Genomic DNA, 17,193 nt, shown 5'->3' with positions numbered 1-17,193 from the left:
TCCACCCCGCCAGCCGATCTTCTTCCCACCCTATTCTCAGAGGTACCTATGAAAGGCGATCCAGCGGTCATCAAACTGCTCAATGCTCAGTTAACCAACGAACTGACAGCGATCAACCAGTATTTTTTGCATGCCCGCATGTACAAGCATTGGGGCTTTGAAAAAATTGCAAAGAAAGAATACGCAGAATCCATCGGTGAAATGAAACACGCCGACAAGCTGATCGACCGCATCCTGATGCTGGACGGTTTGCCGAACCTGCAGGCCTTGCACAAGCTGATGATCGGCGAGAATACGCCCGAGATGCTGCAATGTGACCTGAACCTGGAAAAAGCTGCGCACAAGACCGTCAAGGAAGGCATTGCCACTTGCGAACAGCATGGCGATTATGTCTCGCGAGAACTGTTCCAGATGATTCTCGACGATACCGAAGAACATATTGACTGGCTCGAAACCCAGCTCGATATCATCGACAAGATCGGCATCCAGAACTACCTGCAAACGCAGATCATCGCAGAGTAAAGAACCAATCCTGCTTCGAGAGCCGACGCTCTCGGGCGAGGGCGTAAAAAAAGCGCAACCTTCCGGGGTTGCGCTTTTTTTTCCTGAGACGCCGTGATCTGCATTGACACGCAGAGACACCACTCTTACTGCGGGAAGGTATCCCTGAACGACTGACGTTCCGACAGCTTCTCGTACAGGCGCAGCAATTCCGGATAGTTGTCTTTCCATTTGGTTTCCGGGAAACGAAACTCCAGCCATCCCAACGCACAGCCGACGGAGACGTCCGCCAGAGTGTAGTGATTGCCGACGCAATAATTCTTTTCACCCAGACCCACCGACATTGCCTTCAGGCCGGCTTCGACCTTGCTCCATTGCCGCTTGATCCATTCCGGACTTTGCTGGCGTGTCGGGCGCTTCTTTTCAAGACGAACCAGGATGGCGGCTTCGAGCAAGCCATCGGCCAACGCCTCCCAGCATTTGACTTCGGCGCGCTCGCGACCGCTGGTCGGCATCAACTTGCCAACCGGCGTCAGAATATCGAGGTATTCGGAAATCACGCGCGAATCGAACATGGCGCCACCATCGTCCATCATCAGACACGGTACTTTGCCGAGGGGATTGAATTGCTGGATCGTGGTGGTCTCACTCCATACGTCTTCCAGCACCAATTCGAAATCGATCTTTTTTTCCGCCATGACAATGCGGACTTTGCGAGCGTAAGGGCTTACCAGCGAGGCGATCAGTTTCATAACATTTCTTGTAATAATCCGGCCCGATTATAGCATCGGGGATTGACCATCAACGCCTGAGACGGCCGTCCGGAGGACAAGCGGCAACGTTCCGGATTACGGGCCCGGGCAATGGTAAAATCGCGAGTCAACGCAGGTCCGCAGCGCCGCCGGACCAAGACAGCACGCATTGCGAGCCCTGCGCATCTTATTTTCAACGTCTTTTCATCCGCATATCATCATGTCCCTTTCCGCACTTTCCGCCCTCTCCCCGCTCGACGGCCGTTACGCCGCAAAAACCGACAAGCTGCGTCCCATCCTGTCCGAAGCAGGTTTCATGCATCATCGGGTGAAAGTGGAAATTGCCTGGCTGCAAGCTTTGTCGGCTGCCGGTTTTGCCGAGATCAAGCCTTTCTCCGCCAACGCCACCGCGCTGCTGGACAAGCTGGCCGCCGACTTCACCGAAGCCGACGCCGCCCGCATCAAGGAGATCGAAGCCGTCACCAACCATGACGTCAAGGCGGTCGAATACTGGCTCAAGGAAAAGGTCGCAGATGTACCGGAACTGGTCGCCGCCTCCGAATTCATCCATTTCGCCTGCACCTCCGAAGACATCAACAACACCTCGCACGGCATGATGCTCAAGTCCGCGCGCGACACCGTCGTGTTGCCGGCATTGCAAGGCCTGATCGCCAAGCTGACCGAACTGGCGCATGAACACGCCGCCGTGCCGATGATGTCGCGCACCCACGGCCAGCCGGCGAGCCCGACCACGCTGGGCAAAGAAATCGCCAACGTCGTCGCCCGCCTGCAGCGCGCCGTCAAACGCATCGCCGCCGTCGAGATCCTTGGCAAGATGAACGGTGCTGTCGGCAATTACAACGCCCACCTGTCCGCCTATCCGGAAACCGACTGGGCGGCGTTCTCCAAGAACGTCATCGAACAGCGCCTGGGCCTGGTGTTCAATCCGTACACCATCCAGATCGAACCGCACGACTACATGGCCGAACTGTTCGACGCCGTGGCGCGCGCCAACACCATCCTGCTGGATCTGAACCGTGACATCTGGGGCTACATCTCGCTGGGTTATTTCAAGCAGCGCACCAAGGCCGGTGAAATCGGCTCTTCGACCATGCCGCACAAGGTCAATCCGATCGACTTCGAGAATTCCGAAGGCAACCTCGGCATGGCCAACGCCGTGCTCAAGCACCTGTCGGAAAAACTGCCGGTCTCGCGCTGGCAGCGCGACCTGACCGACTCGACCGTGCTGCGCAACATCGGCGTGGCATTCGGCTATGCGGTGCTGGCCTATGACAGCTGCCTGCGCGGCCTGAACAAACTGGAAGTCAATCCGACACGCCTGGCTGCCGATCTGGACACCACCTGGGAAGTACTGGCCGAGCCGGTGCAAACCGTGATGCGCCGTTACGGCATCGCAAATCCGTACGAGCAGTTGAAAGAGCTGACCCGCGGCAAAGGCATTTCCAAGGATGCGCTGCGCGACTTCATCAACGGCTTGGCCATTCCGCAAAACGCCAAGGACCATTTGCTGGCGATGACGCCTGCGAATTACATCGGCGAAGCGATCGCACTGGCCAAAAATATTTGATCATTGCAACGATCGGGCGGAAACCAAAGCCGCCCGGTCCACTCAAATTGCGCGGTAATCAGCTTCATTCACAACATCAATGGATGAGTGAAATCAAATCTGCCTATCTATTGCCGCCGATGAAAACACCTTATTCTGTTGAGTTACCCTACCGGCACCTCCCGACTGCGCGAGATCAGACTCGGCACGCGGTCGCGCCAATGCCGGTACGATGCAGAACAACCCGCTGCACAACCTGATACTCCACCAGCAATCGCCATGGAACGCTACACAAAACCCGCCATCCTGTTGCACTGGCTCATTGCTCTGCTGATCATCGCCGCCTTCGCGCTCGGCGTGACGATGACCGACATTCCCGGCCTGACGCCGACCAAGCTCAAATATTTTTCCTGGCATAAGTGGCTGGGCGTGACCGTACTCGCTCTGGCTTGCCTGCGCCTGCTCTGGCGCCTGACGCATGCAGCGCCGGCATACCCGGCGCAGATGCCGCGCTGGCAGCAAGGCGCCGCGCATGCGCTGCATTTCCTGCTGTATATCCTGATTTTCGCGATTCCGGTTTCCGGCTATCTGTACAGCCTTGCCGCCGGCATTCCCGTGGTCTATCTCGGCGTGCTGCCGCTGCCGGTGATCATCGATCCGAATCCCGAACTCAAACCCTTGCTCAAGCTGATGCACTACTGGCTGAACATGACTTTGCTAGCCGCTTTCTGCCTGCATGTGCTGGCCGCACTGAAGCATCAATTCATCGATCGCGACGGTGTGCTCAGACGTATCCTGCCCTGATCATCTTTCCCGAGGAAATTTCATGACTCTGCGTACTACATTGGTCCATGCCATGCTCGGCGGCATCGCCGTCTTCGGCCTGGCCGCCTCCTCCGCTGCCATTGCAGCCCCGCTCAAAGTCGACACTGCCAAAAGCACGGTCGGCGCCGTCTTCAAGCAACTGAACGTGCCGGTCGAAGCAAAATTCAAGAAATTCGTCGCGCAGATCGATTTCGACAGCGCCAAACCCGACGCCGCCAAAGCCAGCGTGGACATCGACATCGCCAGCTTCGACCTGGGCGAGGCTGAGTACAACAAGGAAGTGCTGAAGAAGGAATGGTTCAACGCCGCGCAATTCCCCAAGGCCACCTTCGTCGCCAGCTCGATCAAGCCGACTGCGGGCGCACCGGCCGGCACCAAGTATGACGTCGCCGGCAAACTGACCATCAAGGGCAAGACTGCGGACGTGCACTTCCCGCTGACGGTCAAGAAAGAAGGCAGCGGCCAGACGTTTGACGGCGCCTTGCCGATCAAGCGCCTGGCGTTCAACATCGGCGAAGGCGAATGGAAAGACACCGGCATGGTCGCCGACGAAGTGACGATCAAGTTCCACGTCGTCACCACACCTTAAGACTTACTTATAACAAAGCGTTTCGACACCCCACTGCTCATTGAAAAGGATTCACCATGAAACTGAAATTCGCCCTGATTTCCCTGCTGGCGGCGACATCCGTCACGGCTTTCGCCGCCGATACCTACACCATCGATCCAAGCCATACCTATCCAAGCTTTGAAGCGGATCACATGGGCATTTCCGTATGGCGCGGCAAGTTCACCAAGACTTCCGGCACCGTGACGCTGGATCGCGCGGCCAAGACCGGCTCGCTGGACATCACCATCGACGCATCGTCAGTCGATTTCGGTCACGCCAAGCTCAATGACCACGTCAAGAGCGCCGATGTGTTCGACGTGCAGAAATTCCCGACCGCCACGTACAAGGGCACGTCGATCAAGTTCGACGGCGACAAGCCGGTTGCCGTCGACGGCGAGCTGACTTTGCATGGCGTGACCAAGCCGGTGCAACTGAAGATCAACAAGTTCACTTGCATCCAGCATCCGATGCTCAAGCGCGAAGTCTGCGGCGCCGACGCATCGGGAACCTTCAACCGCACCGACTTCGGCATCAACTACGCCGTGCCGCCGTTCGCACCGGAAGTCAAGCTGGCGATCCAGGTCGAAGCGATCAAGTCCAACTGATCCGCCTCCCTTCCGGAAAGGCCGATGCGTGTCATGCGCATCGGCCTTTTTTTGTTCCATATCATAAGTTGCATCCGCACTCCCGCGCATAATGGACACAGGCCTGAAAACGCCCTTCCGCCCGCCTCGCGGGGGTGATGGAAGGCGCTGCCCAAGTGCAAGTTTTTTGAAAACGCGCTACTCTAGCGCAGTTCCCGCGGTACCTATTTAGGATAAAGCAACGATGTCGATAGCAGATCTTCGCAAGGATTACAGCCGCGCCAGTTTGTCGGAAAACGACGTCGCCACCGATCCTGTTGTTCAATTTTCAACATGGTTCGATGAGGCGCTGAAAGCGGAACTCCCCGAGCCCAATGCCATGAGCGTAGCCACCGTCGGCGCCGACGGTCGGCCGTCATCGCGCATTGTGCTGCTCAAGCAGGTCGACGCCGCCGGTTTTACCTGGTTCACCAACTATCACAGCCGCAAGGGACGCGACATCGAGGAACATCCTTATGTCGCCTTATTGTTCCATTGGGTAGAACTAGAACGCCAGGTTCGTATCGAAGGAAGGATAGAGCAGGTCGCCGCGGCCGAAAGCGACGCCTATTTTTTCAGCCGTCCGCTACGCAGCCAACTGGGCGCCATCGCTTCCGAGCAAAGCGCGCCGGTCGACAAGCGCGAAACGCTGGAAACGCAGTTCACTGCAGTGGAACAAAAATACGGAGCGCATCCGGTTCGCCCCGCGCATTGGGGCGGTTACCGCGTGATACCGGAAAAAATCGAATTCTGGCAAGGTCGGCCATCTCGCCTGCATGACCGCGTTGTCTATACGCGCGGAGCAGACGGTACGTGGAGCCGGCAACGCCTGCAGCCCTAGCCCGTCTTTGTTGACGACGCCATCGGAAAGGGCCGCGCTACAGCATCATTACTCGCACGGAGGGAATTATCGTGTTTTGGGAAAAGAAGCTAGCAGCTTGGGTCGACAACGTACGACACGCAACGGCATTGCCGTTGCGCCTTGAGTTATGGAACGGCAGCCAATTCGATTTCAGCGACAACGCACCGCAAGTCACCTTGCGCGTGCCGCACGTGTCCGCCCTGCCTTACCTGTTCCGCCCTTCGCTCTCCAATCTGGGAGAAGCCTACGTCGAAGGCAAGATTGACGTTGACGGCCCCGTCGCCAGCATCATCAATGTCGCCAATCTGCTCGCCGCCAAAACCCTGAAAGCCGAAGGCAAGCTTGCCCGTATCGTCCGCACGGTGCGCCACAGCAAGGAAAAGGACGCCGAAGCGATTCGCTACCACTATGACGTCTCGAACGAGTTCTACAAACTCTTTCTGGACGAAAACATGGTGTACTCCTGCGCCTACTTCGAGAACGGCGATGAAGACCTGGCGACCGCACAGATCAAGAAGATCGATCACATCCTGACCAAAATCAAGGTACGTCCCGGCGACCGGCTGCTCGACATCGGCTGCGGCTGGGGAGCGCTGGTGCTGCGCGCGGCGCAGAAATTCGGCGCGCGCTGCGTCGGCGTCACCTTGTCCGAAAACCAGTATGCGCTGGCCAAGGAGCGTGTCGAAAAAGCCGGCCTGAGCGACCGCATCGAAATCCGGCTGCAGGATTATCGCGACGTCACCGGCACCTTCGACCGCATCACCAGTGTAGGCATGTTCGAACACGTCGGCCTGAAGAACCTGCCGATGTACTTTGCACATGTGAACTCGCTGCTCGCCGATGACGGCCTGGTGATGAACCACGGCATCACCAGCACGGACATCGAGAATGGCGAGTCCCCGTATGGCGGTGGTGAATTCGTCGACAAATATGTGTTCCCCGCCGGGGAATTGCCGCATGTCAGCCTGGTGCTAAAGACCATGCAACAAGGCGGGCTGGAAGTTTTCGACGTTGAAAACCTGCGCCGTCACTATGCCAGGACCTGCGCCATCTGGGCCGACAACTTTGAAGCGCGCGCAGAGGAAATCAAGAAGCTGACCGACGAAAAACGCTATCGCATCTGGCGCGTGTATCTTGCCGGCAGTGCGCATTGCTTCGACAAGGACTGGATCTCTCTCTATCAGGTCGTGTGCGGCAAAGCGAATCGCCCTGCCGACGCATTACCGCAATCGCGACGTTATATCTACGACGCTCAGCCGTAGCGACGCAATTGTTCCAATGAAAACAGCCGGCGCTAAGGCCGGCTGCTTTTTTGCTGCGTATCCTTGGCCAATTCCCGGCCAGGATTTATTCGCCCTTGCTCTTCTCTGCGAACACCTGCCGAAATTTTGCCAGCTTCGGCGCCACCACAAAAGCACAATATCCCTGAAAAGGATGCTGCTGGAAGTAATTCTGGTGGTAGTCCTCGGCCTTGTAATATTTTTCCACCGGACTCAGTTCTGTCACGAGCGGTGCATCCCAAACCAGCGCCATCTCTGCAATGATGTGCTTGGCAGTATCCTGCTGCTCCGGCGAATCGTAGTAAATCACCGAGCGATACTGCGTACCGACGTCGTTGCCCTGTCGATTCAACGTAGTGGGATCGTGGATGGTAAAGAAGACTTCCAGAATTTCCCGGAAGCTGATGAGCGCCGGATCGAAGCTCAGCTTCACCACCTCTGCATGGCCGGTATCACCATTGCAGACCTGCTCATAAGTCGGATTCTCTACGTGGCCGCCGGTGTAGCCGGACTCCACGTGCTGCACGCCCTTGAGCTGCTGGTACACGGCTTCAAGGCACCAAAAACACCCGCCGCCAAGAACTGCTGTTTCAGTTGAAGTACTCACGATCGCTCCTGCGTCTGGATTCAAATGGATCTTGCGGCACGTGCTTTGCAATTCATGCCCGCATAGCTACGTTTATACCATTGCTCGCGGACAAAAACCTAGCGTCGGCGAAATGGGCGCTGACGCCGGGGCTTCCAGCCAGACATTTTTCAGCATCTGCAGATGCATCAAAATTCAACAATTTAACGTACCTAAAAGTTACATTCAGAAAATACCCCAGGCTTGTCCCAAGGAGGCCTTGGGTTACGTCCGGTGTTTTTTTGGGCATAATGTCCTACTTGTCAGAACGTTTCCACAGGCCTTAGATGCATTCTCGCTCCCCGCGCGCCACCACGCGCGCTTTTGACGCCGCTCATTTCCGCAAGGCATTGTCCCAGTTCGCAACCGGCGTCACCGTCATCACCACGCGCCTGGACGATGGCACCTTGCTGGGACTGACCGCGAGCTCGTTCAATTCAGTGTCGCTGTCGCCGCCGCTGGTGCTGTGGAGCCTGTCCGAACAAGCCAGCAGCATGCCGGTTTTCTCCGGTAATTCGCATTACGTGATCAATATCCTGGGCGCTGAGCAAACTGCGCTGGCGGAACAGTTTTCGCGCAAGTCAGTAGACCGTTTTGACGGCGTTGAATATACCTTGTCGCGCACCGGCCAGCCTGTGCTCAAAGGTGTCTCTGCCTGGTTCGAATGCCATAACCGCAGCCGCTATCCGGAAGGCGATCATGTCATTTTCGTGGGCGAGGTGGAACATTGCGAAGTCACTCCGCAAGCTGCGCTGGTCTTCCATGACGGTCGATTTGTGAAGACCGATGAGATGTGAAAGCTGAACTGCTTACGCAAATAAAAAAGCGCCCGAAGGCGCTTTTTTATTTCTGCATACAGGAATCAGAACTTGTAACCGACCGACAGGAAGGTCACGATAGGATTCAGCGTCAGACTTGTGGACGACTTGAACTGCGTGCCGGTTGGCAGTGTAGTTGTGATGTCGGCCTTGGTCTTGAGCGGGATGTACGCGACCGAGAAACCCAGCGACCAGTTTTGATCGAAGTTGTAGGTTGCGCCCACGTTCAACACCGGCGCCAGGGAGGAGCTCAGATCTGCAGTGGATTTGCCAGAAGTAGTCGCACCACTTGAGAAGCGGCTCGCCAACGCGCCCTGGAACTGACTGGTCAGCTCGACGTCCGAGTACCACACATACGACACACCTGCGCCCACGAACGGACGGAACTTGCTGGTGCCGTCGCCGAAATACCATTTCGCGATGATCGCCGGGCTCCATTGCTTGGCCTTGCCCAATTCACCTGCGCTTGCCAGCGTTCCGGTGCCGGTCAGCTTGAAGGTTGGCGGAATACCGACGTCTGTCGTCACCGCAAAGTTATCGGTGAAGAAATGCGTGAATGCTACGCCCAAGGTATCCGCATTGCCGACCGACGCGCCGCTGCCCGGCAGGGTAGTCTGGATTGGGCTGTTGACACGCAGCGTTTCGCTCGAATCCTGCGGCGCCAGATGGAACCATCCCAGATTGACGATGTTGCTGCCGGCGGTTTGTGCCATTGCTGGCGCAGCGAAAGCGGCAGCGATGGACAGCGCAGCGATTTTGGGCAAAAGGGAAAATTGTTGCTTCATGTGTCGTCTCCAAATGTGAAGGGCTGCGCCCTGTTTTATAAATTATTCCGACTATGGTTCGGAAGTGACGGCAACGTTGTTCGTCGCCTGTTCTTGTTGAATGCACATTGGGAACGATTGCCCTCCCGCCTTACACTCGCCTGACAAAAAGAACGCGCGTGCTATTCTTTTGCGATACTATGCCAGCTTTAATTCGCTTTGTATAGACGTGTATTTTTTTGGCAACTGGAAATAATTTCCCTGCCAAAAACCGTGCGGAAGAAGTGAGAAAAAGAACGTCAGGTCGCCAATAAACGCGACAGGATTCCGCTCGAATCGAAGGCTGCGCGACGCAGCCGATCATTGATGCCTTGCCATTCCGCAGCCTGCGGCAACGACTCCACCACGATGACGTCAGCGGCTTCGTGATCCATATCTCGCAGCGCAGCATAAAGATCATGAGCATAGCGATCAGCATCCGCCGGCATGGCCACCGAAGCGTGCGCCGACATTGCGGCGGTGCGATAAATCAACGCTGTTTTGTAACCGCCCGCAGCGAGCTGTTGCAGCACGCCGGCGAGTTGTTCCGGCGCCACCTGGGCGACCGGCGTATGTGGCGCGTAGTGCGCATCGAGCGTACCCGAGGCGCGCGGCGCAGCTGCATCGGGAGCGCGTGGCGCGACACCCAGCACTGCAGCAATCTGGTCGACGCTGATCTGGCCGGGGCGCAGCAAGACGGCGCCATGTGTTTCCACACGCGACAGATCGACAATGGTTGATTCGATGCCGACTTCACTTTGGCCGCCGTCCAGGACGTAATCAAGCAGGCTGTCGGCTTCGCTGAATTCTTCGCGCACATGTTGCGCCGTGGTCGGACTCACGTGACCAAATTTGTTGGCTGAGGGACCTGCGACGCCGCCCTTGCCGCCCTTGAATTCACGCAACAAAGCCTGCGCAACCGGATGCGACGGACAGCGTACACCGATCGAATCCTGACCGCCGGAAGCGGCTGCCGGAACATGCGCGGCGCGCTTGAGAATCAGCGTCAGCGGACCGGGCCAGAATGCCTCGATCAATGCGTGGGCCTGCGTTGGCACGTCGGCGGCCCAGTACGAAATGTCTGCTTCAGGCGCGACGTGAACAATGACCGGATGATTGGCAGGACGACCTTTGGCGGCATAGATGTCGGCAATCGCCGCGGCATTCTCTGCGTCGCCGCCGAGACCGTAGACAGTCTCGGTAGGAAATGCCACCAGCTTGCCGGCCTCCAGCTTGCGTGCGGCGAGCCGCACCGCATCCATGTCGATCGTCATCATTGCAAAGTCCTTACGGCGCGATGCCGAGAATGACGCAGGCGGCAACCAGTTGCGCCTGCGCCTGTTCCATGGTCGGCCCGACAAAGGTGACGTGTCCCATCTTGCGTGCGCGGCGCGCATGCGCTTTGCCATACAGATGCAAATGCGCGCCCGGCAGCGCAAGGATCTTGTCCCAAGCCGGTTCCCGCATGCTGTCGCTGTCGCCTTCGTACCAGACATCGCCGAGGATGTTCAACATGACCGCCGGAGAATGCTGGCGCACGTCGCCCAGCGGCAAACGCGCCATAGCGCGCGCCTGTTGTTCGAACTGGCTGGTGATGCAGGCGTCAATGGTGTAATGACCGCTGTTGTGCGGGCGCGGCGCCATCTCGTTGACGACCAGCGAACCGTCCGTCAGCACGAAAAATTCTATGCACAGCACGCCGACATAATCGAGCTTGGCAATGATCGCCAATGCGGCGTCCTGCGCCTTCTTTGCAACAGCGTCAGAGACATGATCCGATGGCACAGTGGTGGTAAACAAAATGCCGTCGCGATGAACGTTCTCGGCAATCGGATACACCACGGCAGCGCCGTCGGCGCCGCGCGCCACCAATACCGAGACCTCGTAGGCCAGCGGCAGCATTTTTTCCAGCAGGCAGGTCACGCCCTTCATGTCGGCGAACGCTGCCTTGACATCGGCGATGCTGCGCACGCGCACCTGGCCCTTGCCGTCATACCCCATGCGTACGGTCTTCAGAATCCCCGGCAGCAAATCGGCGGGGATCGCATCGATATCCGCTTCGGAAGCGATCACCTTGTGCGGCGCAGGCTGCACGCCGGAACTGGCGCTGCAGTCGACGAAGAAACGTTTTTCGGCGATGCGGTCCTGCGCAATCGACACACCGGCTGCAGATGGCGCGACATAGGTTTTTGCGGCCAACGCGGCAAGGCTGTCGGCGGAGACGTTTTCAAACTCGGTGGTGACCGCGCCGCACAGCGACGCCAGTTCTTCCAAACCCTTGGGATCGATATACGAGGTACGGATCAGGCGATCGGCAACTTGTCCGGCCGGACAATCTTCCTCCTGCTCCAGAACGGCGACCTTGAAGCCCATTGCCTGTGCGGCGTGGGCAAACATGCGGCCGAGCTGGCCGCCGCCCATCACCCCCAGCCAGGTGGCCGGGGTCGTGGTGGGGATCGAAACGGTATTCAACGGGGACTGCTTCTGACTCATAACGGCAACTTCATATCCAGGGCAACTTGCGTTTGCTTGACGCGGAAGGCTTCCAGCTTCGCAGCCAGGGCATCGTCGGTGGTCGCCAGCATGGCGATGGCCGACAAGGCGGCATTGGCGGCGCCGGCTTCGCCGATGGCATACGTTGCGACCGGAATGCCCTTGGGCATTTGCACGATGGACAGCAGCGAATCTTCGCCGCGCAGATACTTCGACGGCACCGGCACACCCAGCACCGGCACGATGGTCTTGGCCGCGATCATGCCCGGCAAATGCGCGGCGCCGCCGGCGCCGGCGATGATGGCGCGCAAGCCGCGCGCACGCGCGTTCTCAGCGTAATCGAACATCTGGTCCGGCATGCGATGCGCGGAGACGACTTGCGCCTCGTGCGGGATGCCGAATTCCTTCAGGATGGCCACGGCGTGCTGCATCACGTCCCAGTCGGACGACGATCCCATGACCACGCCGACGACCGGCGCTTGTGCGTTGTTCTCGCTCATCATCAGTCCTTCAGGGCATTGCCGGTCAGGCGTTCCAGCGCTTCACGGTACTTGGCGCCGGTCTTCTCAATCACTTCGGCAGGCAGCGCAGGCGCAGGTGGCGTCTTCTTCCAGCCGTCGACGGTTTCCAGATAGTCGCGCACGAACTGCTTGTCGAACGATGGTGGCGAGATGCCGACCTTGTAGCTGTCGGCAGGCCAGAAGCGCGACGAGTCGGCGGTCAGCACTTCGTCCATCAGGTGCAGCACGCCGTTGTCGTCGAGACCAAATTCAAACTTGGTGTCGGCGATGATGATGCCGCGCGTCGCTGCATAGTCGGCGGCTGTTTTGTACAGCTTGATGCTGATGTCGCGCATCTTGTTGGCCAGTTCGCTGCCGATGCGTTGTTCCATGTCGGCGAAGCTGATGTTTTCGTCGTGCTCGCCGAGGTCGGCCTTGGCGGCCGGCGTGAAGATCGGCTCCGCCAGCTTGGCGGCCTGTTGCAGGCCTTCCGGCAATTTGATGCCGCAGATCGAACCGGTATCCTGATAATCCTTCCAGCCGGACCCGATGATGTAGCCGCGCACCACGGCTTCCACCAGGATCGGTTTCAAGCGTTTGGCGACGACGGCGCGGCCACGCACCTGTTCGACCTCATTGGCGGCAACCACGGTTTCCGGAGCGATGCCGGTCAGGTGATTCGGCACGATGTCGCCCAGCTTCTCGAACCAGAAATCCGACATCTGGTTCAACACTTTGCCCTTGCCCGGAATCGGTTCGTTCATGATGACGTCGAAAGCCGACAGGCGGTCGGTCGTCACGATCAGCAACTTGTCGTCGCCGACGGCGTAGTTGTCGCGCACCTTGCCGTTGCCCAGCAGGGGCAGTGAAGTGATGGAAGTTTTGTAGAGGCTGGTCATGTTGATTCCGGTCATTCCGTGGGTTGAAGCTCTGGGATTCGGGGTTACCCTGGAACGGCGAAAACGCCGTTTTTCTACCCACCTTTAAAGTCAAAAAACCGGGACTGCTGTTGCCAGTCCCGGTCGCTTGGTTCGCTCGCTGATCGCTTGCTGCTTATTGCACGATCTGGGAGAGCTCGCCCTTCTTGTATTTCTCTGCAATCTTTTCCAGCGGGATCGCCTTGATCTTGCCGGCCTGGCCTTCGCAGCCGAACGACAGGTAGCGCGCCTTGCACACCAGCTTCGCAGCTTCGCGGGCAGGCTTGAGGTAATCGCGCGGATCGAACTTGCCTGGATTTTCCATCAGGTAGCGACGGATCGCGCCAGTCATCGCCAGACGGATGTCGGTGTCGATGTTGATCTTGCGCACGCCGTGCTTGATGCCTTCCTGGATCTCTTCCACCGGCACGCCATAGGTTTCCTTCATGTCGCCGCCGAACTCGCGGATTTCAGCCAGCAGTTCTTGCGGAACCGAAGACGAACCGTGCATCACCAGATGGGTGTTCGGAATGCGCGCGTGGATTTCCTTGATGCGGTCGATGGCGAGGATGTCGCCGGTCGGCTTGCGCGAAAACTTGTAAGCGCCGTGCGAGGTGCCGATGGCGATGGCCAGTGCGTCGCATTGCGTTTGCTTGACGAAGTCGGCGGCTTGCGCGACGTCGGTCAGCAACTGTTCACGCGTCATCTTGCCGTCGGCGCCGTGACCGTCTTCCTTGTCGCCCATCATGGTTTCCAGCGAACCGAGCACGCCCAGTTCGGCTTCCACCGTGACGCCGATGGCGTGCGAGAACTCGACCACCTTGCGCGACACTTCGACGTTGTATTCGTAGCTGGCGACGGACTTGCCGTCTTCCATCAGCGAACCGTCCATCATCACCGAAGTGAAGCCCGACTTGATCGCGGCCATGCAGACCGCCGGCGACTGGCCGTGATCCTGGTGCATGACGACGGGGATGTGCGGATAGGCTTCGACTGCGGCTTCGATCAGGTGGCGCAGGAACGCCTCACCGGCGTATTTACGTGCACCGGCGGAGGCTTGCATGATGACTGGCGCGCCAACTTCGTCGGCAGCCTGCATGATCGCAGTGACTTGCTCCAGATTGTTGACGTTGAACGCTGGCAGACCGTAGCCGTTTTCGGCGGCGTGGTCCAGCAATTGACGCATGGATACGAGAGGCATGATAAAACTCCAGAACGATAAAAATCAGTACTCGCCGACCCTGAGAATCTTCAGGGCATTGGTGCCGCCGACTTGTCCAATCGGCTCACCCCAGGTCACGACGATCAAATCACCCTTTTGCACGACGCCTTGCTCCAGCAGCAAGTCCTGCACGGCCTTCAACACCACTTCGGTGTCGGTGGACTGCGCCAGTTCGAACGTACGCACGTTGCGGAACAGCGCGGCCTTCTGGCGCGTCGCGACGTTGGGGGTGATGGCAAAAATAGGGACATCAATGTTGTGCCGGCTCATCCACAAGGCGGTGGAACCGGACTCGGTCAGCGCGGCAATCGCCTTCACGCGCAGATGATGCGCGGTGAACAGCGCGCCGTACGCGATCGACTGGTCGACGCGAGTGAATTGCAGATTCAGGAAGTCGGCGTCGAGCTTGCAGTCTTCGGATTTTTCCGCGGCCAGGCAGATGGCCGACATGGCTTCGACGGTTTCCACCGGATACTTGCCCGAAGCGGTTTCGGCCGAGGTCATCACGGCGTCGGTGCCGTCCAGGACGGCGTTGGCGACGTCGGACACTTCCGCGCGCGTCGGCACGGCGTTGACGATCATCGACTCCATCATCTGGGTGGCGGTGATGGTCAGCTTGTTGGAGGCGCGCGCCATCTTGATCATGCGCTTTTGCAGACCCGGTACGGCGGCGTTGCCGACTTCCACGGCCAGGTCGCCGCGCGCCACCATGATGCCGTCGGAGGCGTCGAGGATTTCCTGCAGCAATGGGATCGCTTCAGCGCGTTCGATCTTGGCGATCATCAGCGGCTTGTGGCCGAACGGCTCGCCGGCGACGTTGCCGAGCTGGCGCGCCATTTCCATGTCGGTGGCATTCTTGGGGAACGACACGGCGACGTAATCGGCCTGGAAGCTCATCGCCGTCTTGATGTCGTCCATGTCCTTGGCCGTCAGCGCCGGTGCCGACAAACCGCCACCCTGGCGGTTGATGCCCTTGTTGTTGGACAGCTCGCCGCCGATCTTGACGACGGTGTGGATCTCATTGCCCAACACACGCTCGACCACCAGCACGATCAGACCGTCGTTGAGCAGCAGCACGTCGTCGCCCCTGAGGTCACGCGGCAATGCCTTGTAGTCGAGGCCGACACGCTCCTGGTTGCCCATGGCGCAGTCGGCGTCGAGGATGAACTTGTCGCCGTTTTCGAGATTGATTTTGCCGTTTTCAAACTTGCCGACGCGGATCTTCGGACCTTGCAGGTCGGCCATGATGGCGACCTTGACGCCACAGGCGTCGGCCACTTCGCGCACCAGCACGGCGCGGTCGATATGGTCCTGCGCCTTGCCGTGAGAGAAGTTCAGGCGCACCACATTAACGCCCGCCTTGATCATGCGCGTCAGCGTGTCTCTGTCGCTGGAAGCGGGGCCGATGGTGGCAACAATCTTGGTGGCTCTTTGCATGAAAATCTTTCTCTGGTGGTAAAGCTGTTGTTCTTTTATTGGGCGCGCTGCATCAGGATTTCCACGGCTGGCAAGGTCTTGCCTTCGAGGAATTCCAGGAAAGCGCCGCCGCCGGTCGAAATATAGCCGACCTTGTCGGTAATGCCGTATTTGGCGATTGCCGCCAGCGTATCGCCGCCGCCCGCAATCGAAAAACCGTCCGAATCCGCAATCGCCTGCGCCAATGCCTTGGTGCCGCCGCCGAACTGGTCGAATTCAAACACACCGACCGGACCGTTCCAGACGATGGTGCCGGCCTTGGCCAGCTGCGCCGCCAGCGTTGCGGCGGTCTTCGGACCGATGTCGAAAATCATGTCGTCGTCGGCTACATCCTTGGCGTCCTTGACGGTCGCCACCGCAGTCGGCGAAAACTCCTTGCCGCACACCACGTCGACCGGGATCGGCACCGATGCGCCGCGCTTGGCCATCATGTCGATGATGGCCTTGGCTTCCTCGACCAGATCGGCTTCGGCCAGCGACTTGCCGATCTTCAGGCCGGACGCCAGCATGAAGGTGTTGGCAATGCCGCCGCCGACGATCAGGTTGTCGACCTTGTCGGCCAGTGCTTTCAGGATAGTCAATTTACTGGAGACTTTCGAGCCGGCGACGATCGCCACGAGCGGACGCGCCGGCTGGTTCAGGGCCTTGCCCAGCGCATCGAGTTCAGCTGCCAGCAGCGGACCGGCGCAAGCGACCGGCGCAAATTTGGCAATACCGTAGGTGGTGGCTTCAGCGCGGTGGGCAGTGCCGAAAGCATCATTGACATAAACGTCGCACAGCTTGGCGATCTTTTGCGCCAGCTCGTCGCTGTTCTTCTTTTCGCCCTTGTTGAGGCGGCAGTTTTCCAGCAGGACAACCTGGCCGGGAGCGACGTCGACGCCTTTGGTCCAGTTCGAGACCAGTTTGACTTCTGCGCCCAGCAATTCCGACAGGCGTTTGGCGACCGGCGCCAGCGAATCTTCCGGCTTGAATTCGCCCTCGACCGGACGGCCAAGGTGCGAAGTCACCATCACTGCCGCGCCGGCGTCGCGCGCCTGGCGGATGGCCGGCACCGACGCGCGGATACGCGTATCTTCGGTGATATTGCCTGCATCATCCTGCGGCACGTTCAGATCGGCGCGAATGAAAACGCGCTTGCCTTGCAGTTGGTTGGAGGAGATGAGGTCGCTGAGTCGGTTGAATTTCATTTTTCGCGGAATCTAAGGTGGGGCAAAAAGGCGTTATTTTACTCTACCCGCCCTGCTCCCAGCATGGTTTTCAGACAGGAATGCAGCATTCGGCGGCATTCGACAATATTTGGCGTTGCACTCCCGCAGTAA

General features: G+C 58.7%; 18 protein-coding genes. 8 read left to right on the top strand and 10 right to left on the bottom strand.

The features are described from left to right. Positions 1-48: 48 nt before the first annotated feature. Complete coding sequence (bfr, locus tag ACIROY_RS08225; protein WP_116434012.1) at positions 49-522, top strand: bacterioferritin; 474 nt, start codon at positions 49-51, stop codon at positions 520-522. A gap of 125 nt (positions 523-647) precedes the next feature. Here the strand turns inward: bfr and ACIROY_RS08220 are convergent, their stop codons facing one another. After that, positions 648-1,253: a glutathione S-transferase N-terminal domain-containing protein gene (locus ACIROY_RS08220; protein ID WP_402274337.1), complete on the bottom strand. Its 606-nt coding sequence runs from the start codon at positions 1,251-1,253 to the stop codon at positions 648-650. A gap of 220 nt (positions 1,254-1,473) precedes the next feature. Here ACIROY_RS08220 and purB point away from each other — a divergent pair, with 220 nt between their 5' ends. The 6 genes from purB to ACIROY_RS08190 all read left to right on the top strand — a co-directional run bounded on the left by purB (position 1,474) and on the right by ACIROY_RS08190 (position 7,002). Continuing rightward, positions 1,474-2,841, top strand: a complete 1,368-nt coding sequence (gene purB, locus ACIROY_RS08215) for an adenylosuccinate lyase (protein ID WP_402341107.1) — start codon at positions 1,474-1,476, stop codon at positions 2,839-2,841. A 258-nt stretch (positions 2,842-3,099) separates the two neighbouring features. Then, positions 3,100-3,624 (top strand): cytochrome b, encoded by a 525-nt coding sequence (locus tag ACIROY_RS08210; RefSeq protein ID WP_402341104.1) that lies wholly within the window; start codon positions 3,100-3,102, stop codon positions 3,622-3,624. Positions 3,625-3,676: 52 nt separating this feature from the next. Then, the gene (locus ACIROY_RS08205; RefSeq protein WP_402274959.1) at positions 3,677-4,234 is read left to right on the top strand and encodes a YceI family protein; all 558 of its coding nucleotides are present in this window, start codon (positions 3,677-3,679) and stop codon (positions 4,232-4,234) included. A gap of 56 nt (positions 4,235-4,290) precedes the next feature. After that, positions 4,291-4,860, top strand: coding sequence for a YceI family protein (locus tag ACIROY_RS08200; protein WP_402274331.1), 570 nt, complete (start codon positions 4,291-4,293; stop codon positions 4,858-4,860). Between the two features lie 223 nt (positions 4,861-5,083). Further along, positions 5,084-5,719 (top strand): pyridoxamine 5'-phosphate oxidase, encoded by a 636-nt coding sequence (gene pdxH, locus ACIROY_RS08195; RefSeq protein ID WP_402341101.1) that lies wholly within the window; start codon positions 5,084-5,086, stop codon positions 5,717-5,719. Positions 5,720-5,790: 71 nt separating this feature from the next. Then, positions 5,791-7,002 carry a class I SAM-dependent methyltransferase gene (locus tag ACIROY_RS08190; RefSeq protein WP_402274325.1) on the top strand — a complete coding sequence of 404 codons (1,212 nt, stop codon included), beginning with the start codon at positions 5,791-5,793 and terminating at the stop codon, positions 7,000-7,002. A gap of 85 nt (positions 7,003-7,087) precedes the next feature. Here ACIROY_RS08190 and msrA read toward each other — a convergent pair whose 3' ends face one another. Then, complete coding sequence (msrA, locus tag ACIROY_RS08185) at positions 7,088-7,627, bottom strand: peptide-methionine (S)-S-oxide reductase MsrA (protein WP_402274323.1); 540 nt, start codon at positions 7,625-7,627, stop codon at positions 7,088-7,090. Between the two features lie 305 nt (positions 7,628-7,932). Between msrA and ACIROY_RS08180 the strand changes: the two genes are divergently transcribed. Beyond that, entirely contained in the window at positions 7,933-8,442 is a 510-nt protein-coding gene (locus tag ACIROY_RS08180) for a flavin reductase family protein (RefSeq protein WP_402341098.1), read from the top strand. Positions 8,443-8,507: 65 nt separating this feature from the next. Here the strand turns inward: ACIROY_RS08180 and ACIROY_RS08175 are convergent, their stop codons facing one another. The 8 genes from ACIROY_RS08175 to ACIROY_RS08140 all read right to left on the bottom strand — a co-directional run bounded on the left by ACIROY_RS08175 (position 8,508) and on the right by ACIROY_RS08140 (position 17,061). Further along, on the bottom strand, positions 8,508-9,248 hold the full coding sequence (locus tag ACIROY_RS08175; protein ID WP_402341096.1) for an OmpW family protein: 741 nt from the start codon (positions 9,246-9,248) through the stop codon (positions 8,508-8,510). A gap of 278 nt (positions 9,249-9,526) precedes the next feature. Beyond that, the gene (locus ACIROY_RS08170; RefSeq protein WP_402274317.1) at positions 9,527-10,543 is read right to left on the bottom strand and encodes an L-threonylcarbamoyladenylate synthase; all 1,017 of its coding nucleotides are present in this window, start codon (positions 10,541-10,543) and stop codon (positions 9,527-9,529) included. Positions 10,544-10,553: 10 nt separating this feature from the next. Further along, positions 10,554-11,759, bottom strand: coding sequence for a 5-(carboxyamino)imidazole ribonucleotide synthase (locus tag ACIROY_RS08165; protein WP_402341093.1), 1,206 nt, complete (start codon positions 11,757-11,759; stop codon positions 10,554-10,556). Continuing rightward, entirely contained in the window at positions 11,756-12,259 is a 504-nt protein-coding gene (purE, locus tag ACIROY_RS08160) for a 5-(carboxyamino)imidazole ribonucleotide mutase (RefSeq protein ID WP_402341090.1), read from the bottom strand. Before purE ends, ACIROY_RS08165 begins: the two co-directional genes overlap by 4 nt. 2 nt (positions 12,260-12,261) lie before the next feature. Next, on the bottom strand, positions 12,262-13,158 hold the full coding sequence (locus ACIROY_RS08155) for a phosphoribosylaminoimidazolesuccinocarboxamide synthase (protein ID WP_402274311.1): 897 nt from the start codon (positions 13,156-13,158) through the stop codon (positions 12,262-12,264). Between the two features lie 154 nt (positions 13,159-13,312). Further along, positions 13,313-14,377 (bottom strand): class II fructose-bisphosphate aldolase, encoded by a 1,065-nt coding sequence (gene fba / locus ACIROY_RS08150; RefSeq protein WP_116434025.1) that lies wholly within the window; start codon positions 14,375-14,377, stop codon positions 13,313-13,315. Positions 14,378-14,401: 24 nt separating this feature from the next. Further along, positions 14,402-15,835, bottom strand: a complete 1,434-nt coding sequence (gene pyk / locus ACIROY_RS08145; RefSeq protein WP_402274308.1) for a pyruvate kinase — start codon at positions 15,833-15,835, stop codon at positions 14,402-14,404. 35 nt (positions 15,836-15,870) lie between these two features. Then, on the bottom strand, positions 15,871-17,061 hold the full coding sequence (locus ACIROY_RS08140; RefSeq protein WP_402341087.1) for a phosphoglycerate kinase: 1,191 nt from the start codon (positions 17,059-17,061) through the stop codon (positions 15,871-15,873). Positions 17,062-17,193: the final 132 nt, after the last annotated feature.

Origin of the sequence: Herbaspirillum sp. NPDC101396, from assembly GCF_044767365.1 — a bacterium.
Classification (GTDB): domain Bacteria; phylum Pseudomonadota; class Gammaproteobacteria; order Burkholderiales; family Burkholderiaceae_D; genus Herbaspirillum.
The sequence above is the reverse complement of the archived record's forward strand: the minus strand, read 5'-3'. Positions and strand labels throughout refer to the sequence as shown.

What these genes read in the sequence shown, in the direction of transcription:
- bfr (WP_116434012.1), top strand. Translation starts at nt 49, where the DNA reads ATGAAAGGCGATCCAGCGGTCATCAAACTGCTCAATGCTCAGTTAACC.
- ACIROY_RS08220 (WP_402274337.1), bottom strand. Translation starts at nt 1,253, where the DNA reads ATGAAACTGATCGCCTCGCTGGTAAGCCCTTACGCTCGCAAAGTCCGC.
- purB (WP_402341107.1), top strand. Translation starts at nt 1,474, where the DNA reads ATGTCCCTTTCCGCACTTTCCGCCCTCTCCCCGCTCGACGGCCGTTAC.
- ACIROY_RS08210 (WP_402341104.1), top strand. Translation starts at nt 3,100, where the DNA reads ATGGAACGCTACACAAAACCCGCCATCCTGTTGCACTGGCTCATTGCT.
- ACIROY_RS08205 (WP_402274959.1), top strand. Translation starts at nt 3,677, where the DNA reads ATGCTCGGCGGCATCGCCGTCTTCGGCCTGGCCGCCTCCTCCGCTGCC.
- ACIROY_RS08200 (WP_402274331.1), top strand. Translation starts at nt 4,291, where the DNA reads ATGAAACTGAAATTCGCCCTGATTTCCCTGCTGGCGGCGACATCCGTC.
- pdxH (WP_402341101.1), top strand. Translation starts at nt 5,084, where the DNA reads ATGTCGATAGCAGATCTTCGCAAGGATTACAGCCGCGCCAGTTTGTCG.
- ACIROY_RS08180 (WP_402341098.1), top strand. Translation starts at nt 7,933, where the DNA reads ATGCATTCTCGCTCCCCGCGCGCCACCACGCGCGCTTTTGACGCCGCT.
- ACIROY_RS08175 (WP_402341096.1), bottom strand. Translation starts at nt 9,248, where the DNA reads ATGAAGCAACAATTTTCCCTTTTGCCCAAAATCGCTGCGCTGTCCATC.
- ACIROY_RS08170 (WP_402274317.1), bottom strand. Translation starts at nt 10,543, where the DNA reads ATGATGACGATCGACATGGATGCGGTGCGGCTCGCCGCACGCAAGCTG.
- ACIROY_RS08165 (WP_402341093.1), bottom strand. Translation starts at nt 11,759, where the DNA reads ATGAGTCAGAAGCAGTCCCCGTTGAATACCGTTTCGATCCCCACCACG.
- purE (WP_402341090.1), bottom strand. Translation starts at nt 12,259, where the DNA reads ATGAGCGAGAACAACGCACAAGCGCCGGTCGTCGGCGTGGTCATGGGA.
- ACIROY_RS08155 (WP_402274311.1), bottom strand. Translation starts at nt 13,158, where the DNA reads ATGACCAGCCTCTACAAAACTTCCATCACTTCACTGCCCCTGCTGGGC.
- fba (WP_116434025.1), bottom strand. Translation starts at nt 14,377, where the DNA reads ATGCCTCTCGTATCCATGCGTCAATTGCTGGACCACGCCGCCGAAAAC.
- pyk (WP_402274308.1), bottom strand. Translation starts at nt 15,835, where the DNA reads ATGCAAAGAGCCACCAAGATTGTTGCCACCATCGGCCCCGCTTCCAGC.
- ACIROY_RS08140 (WP_402341087.1), bottom strand. Translation starts at nt 17,061, where the DNA reads ATGAAATTCAACCGACTCAGCGACCTCATCTCCTCCAACCAACTGCAA.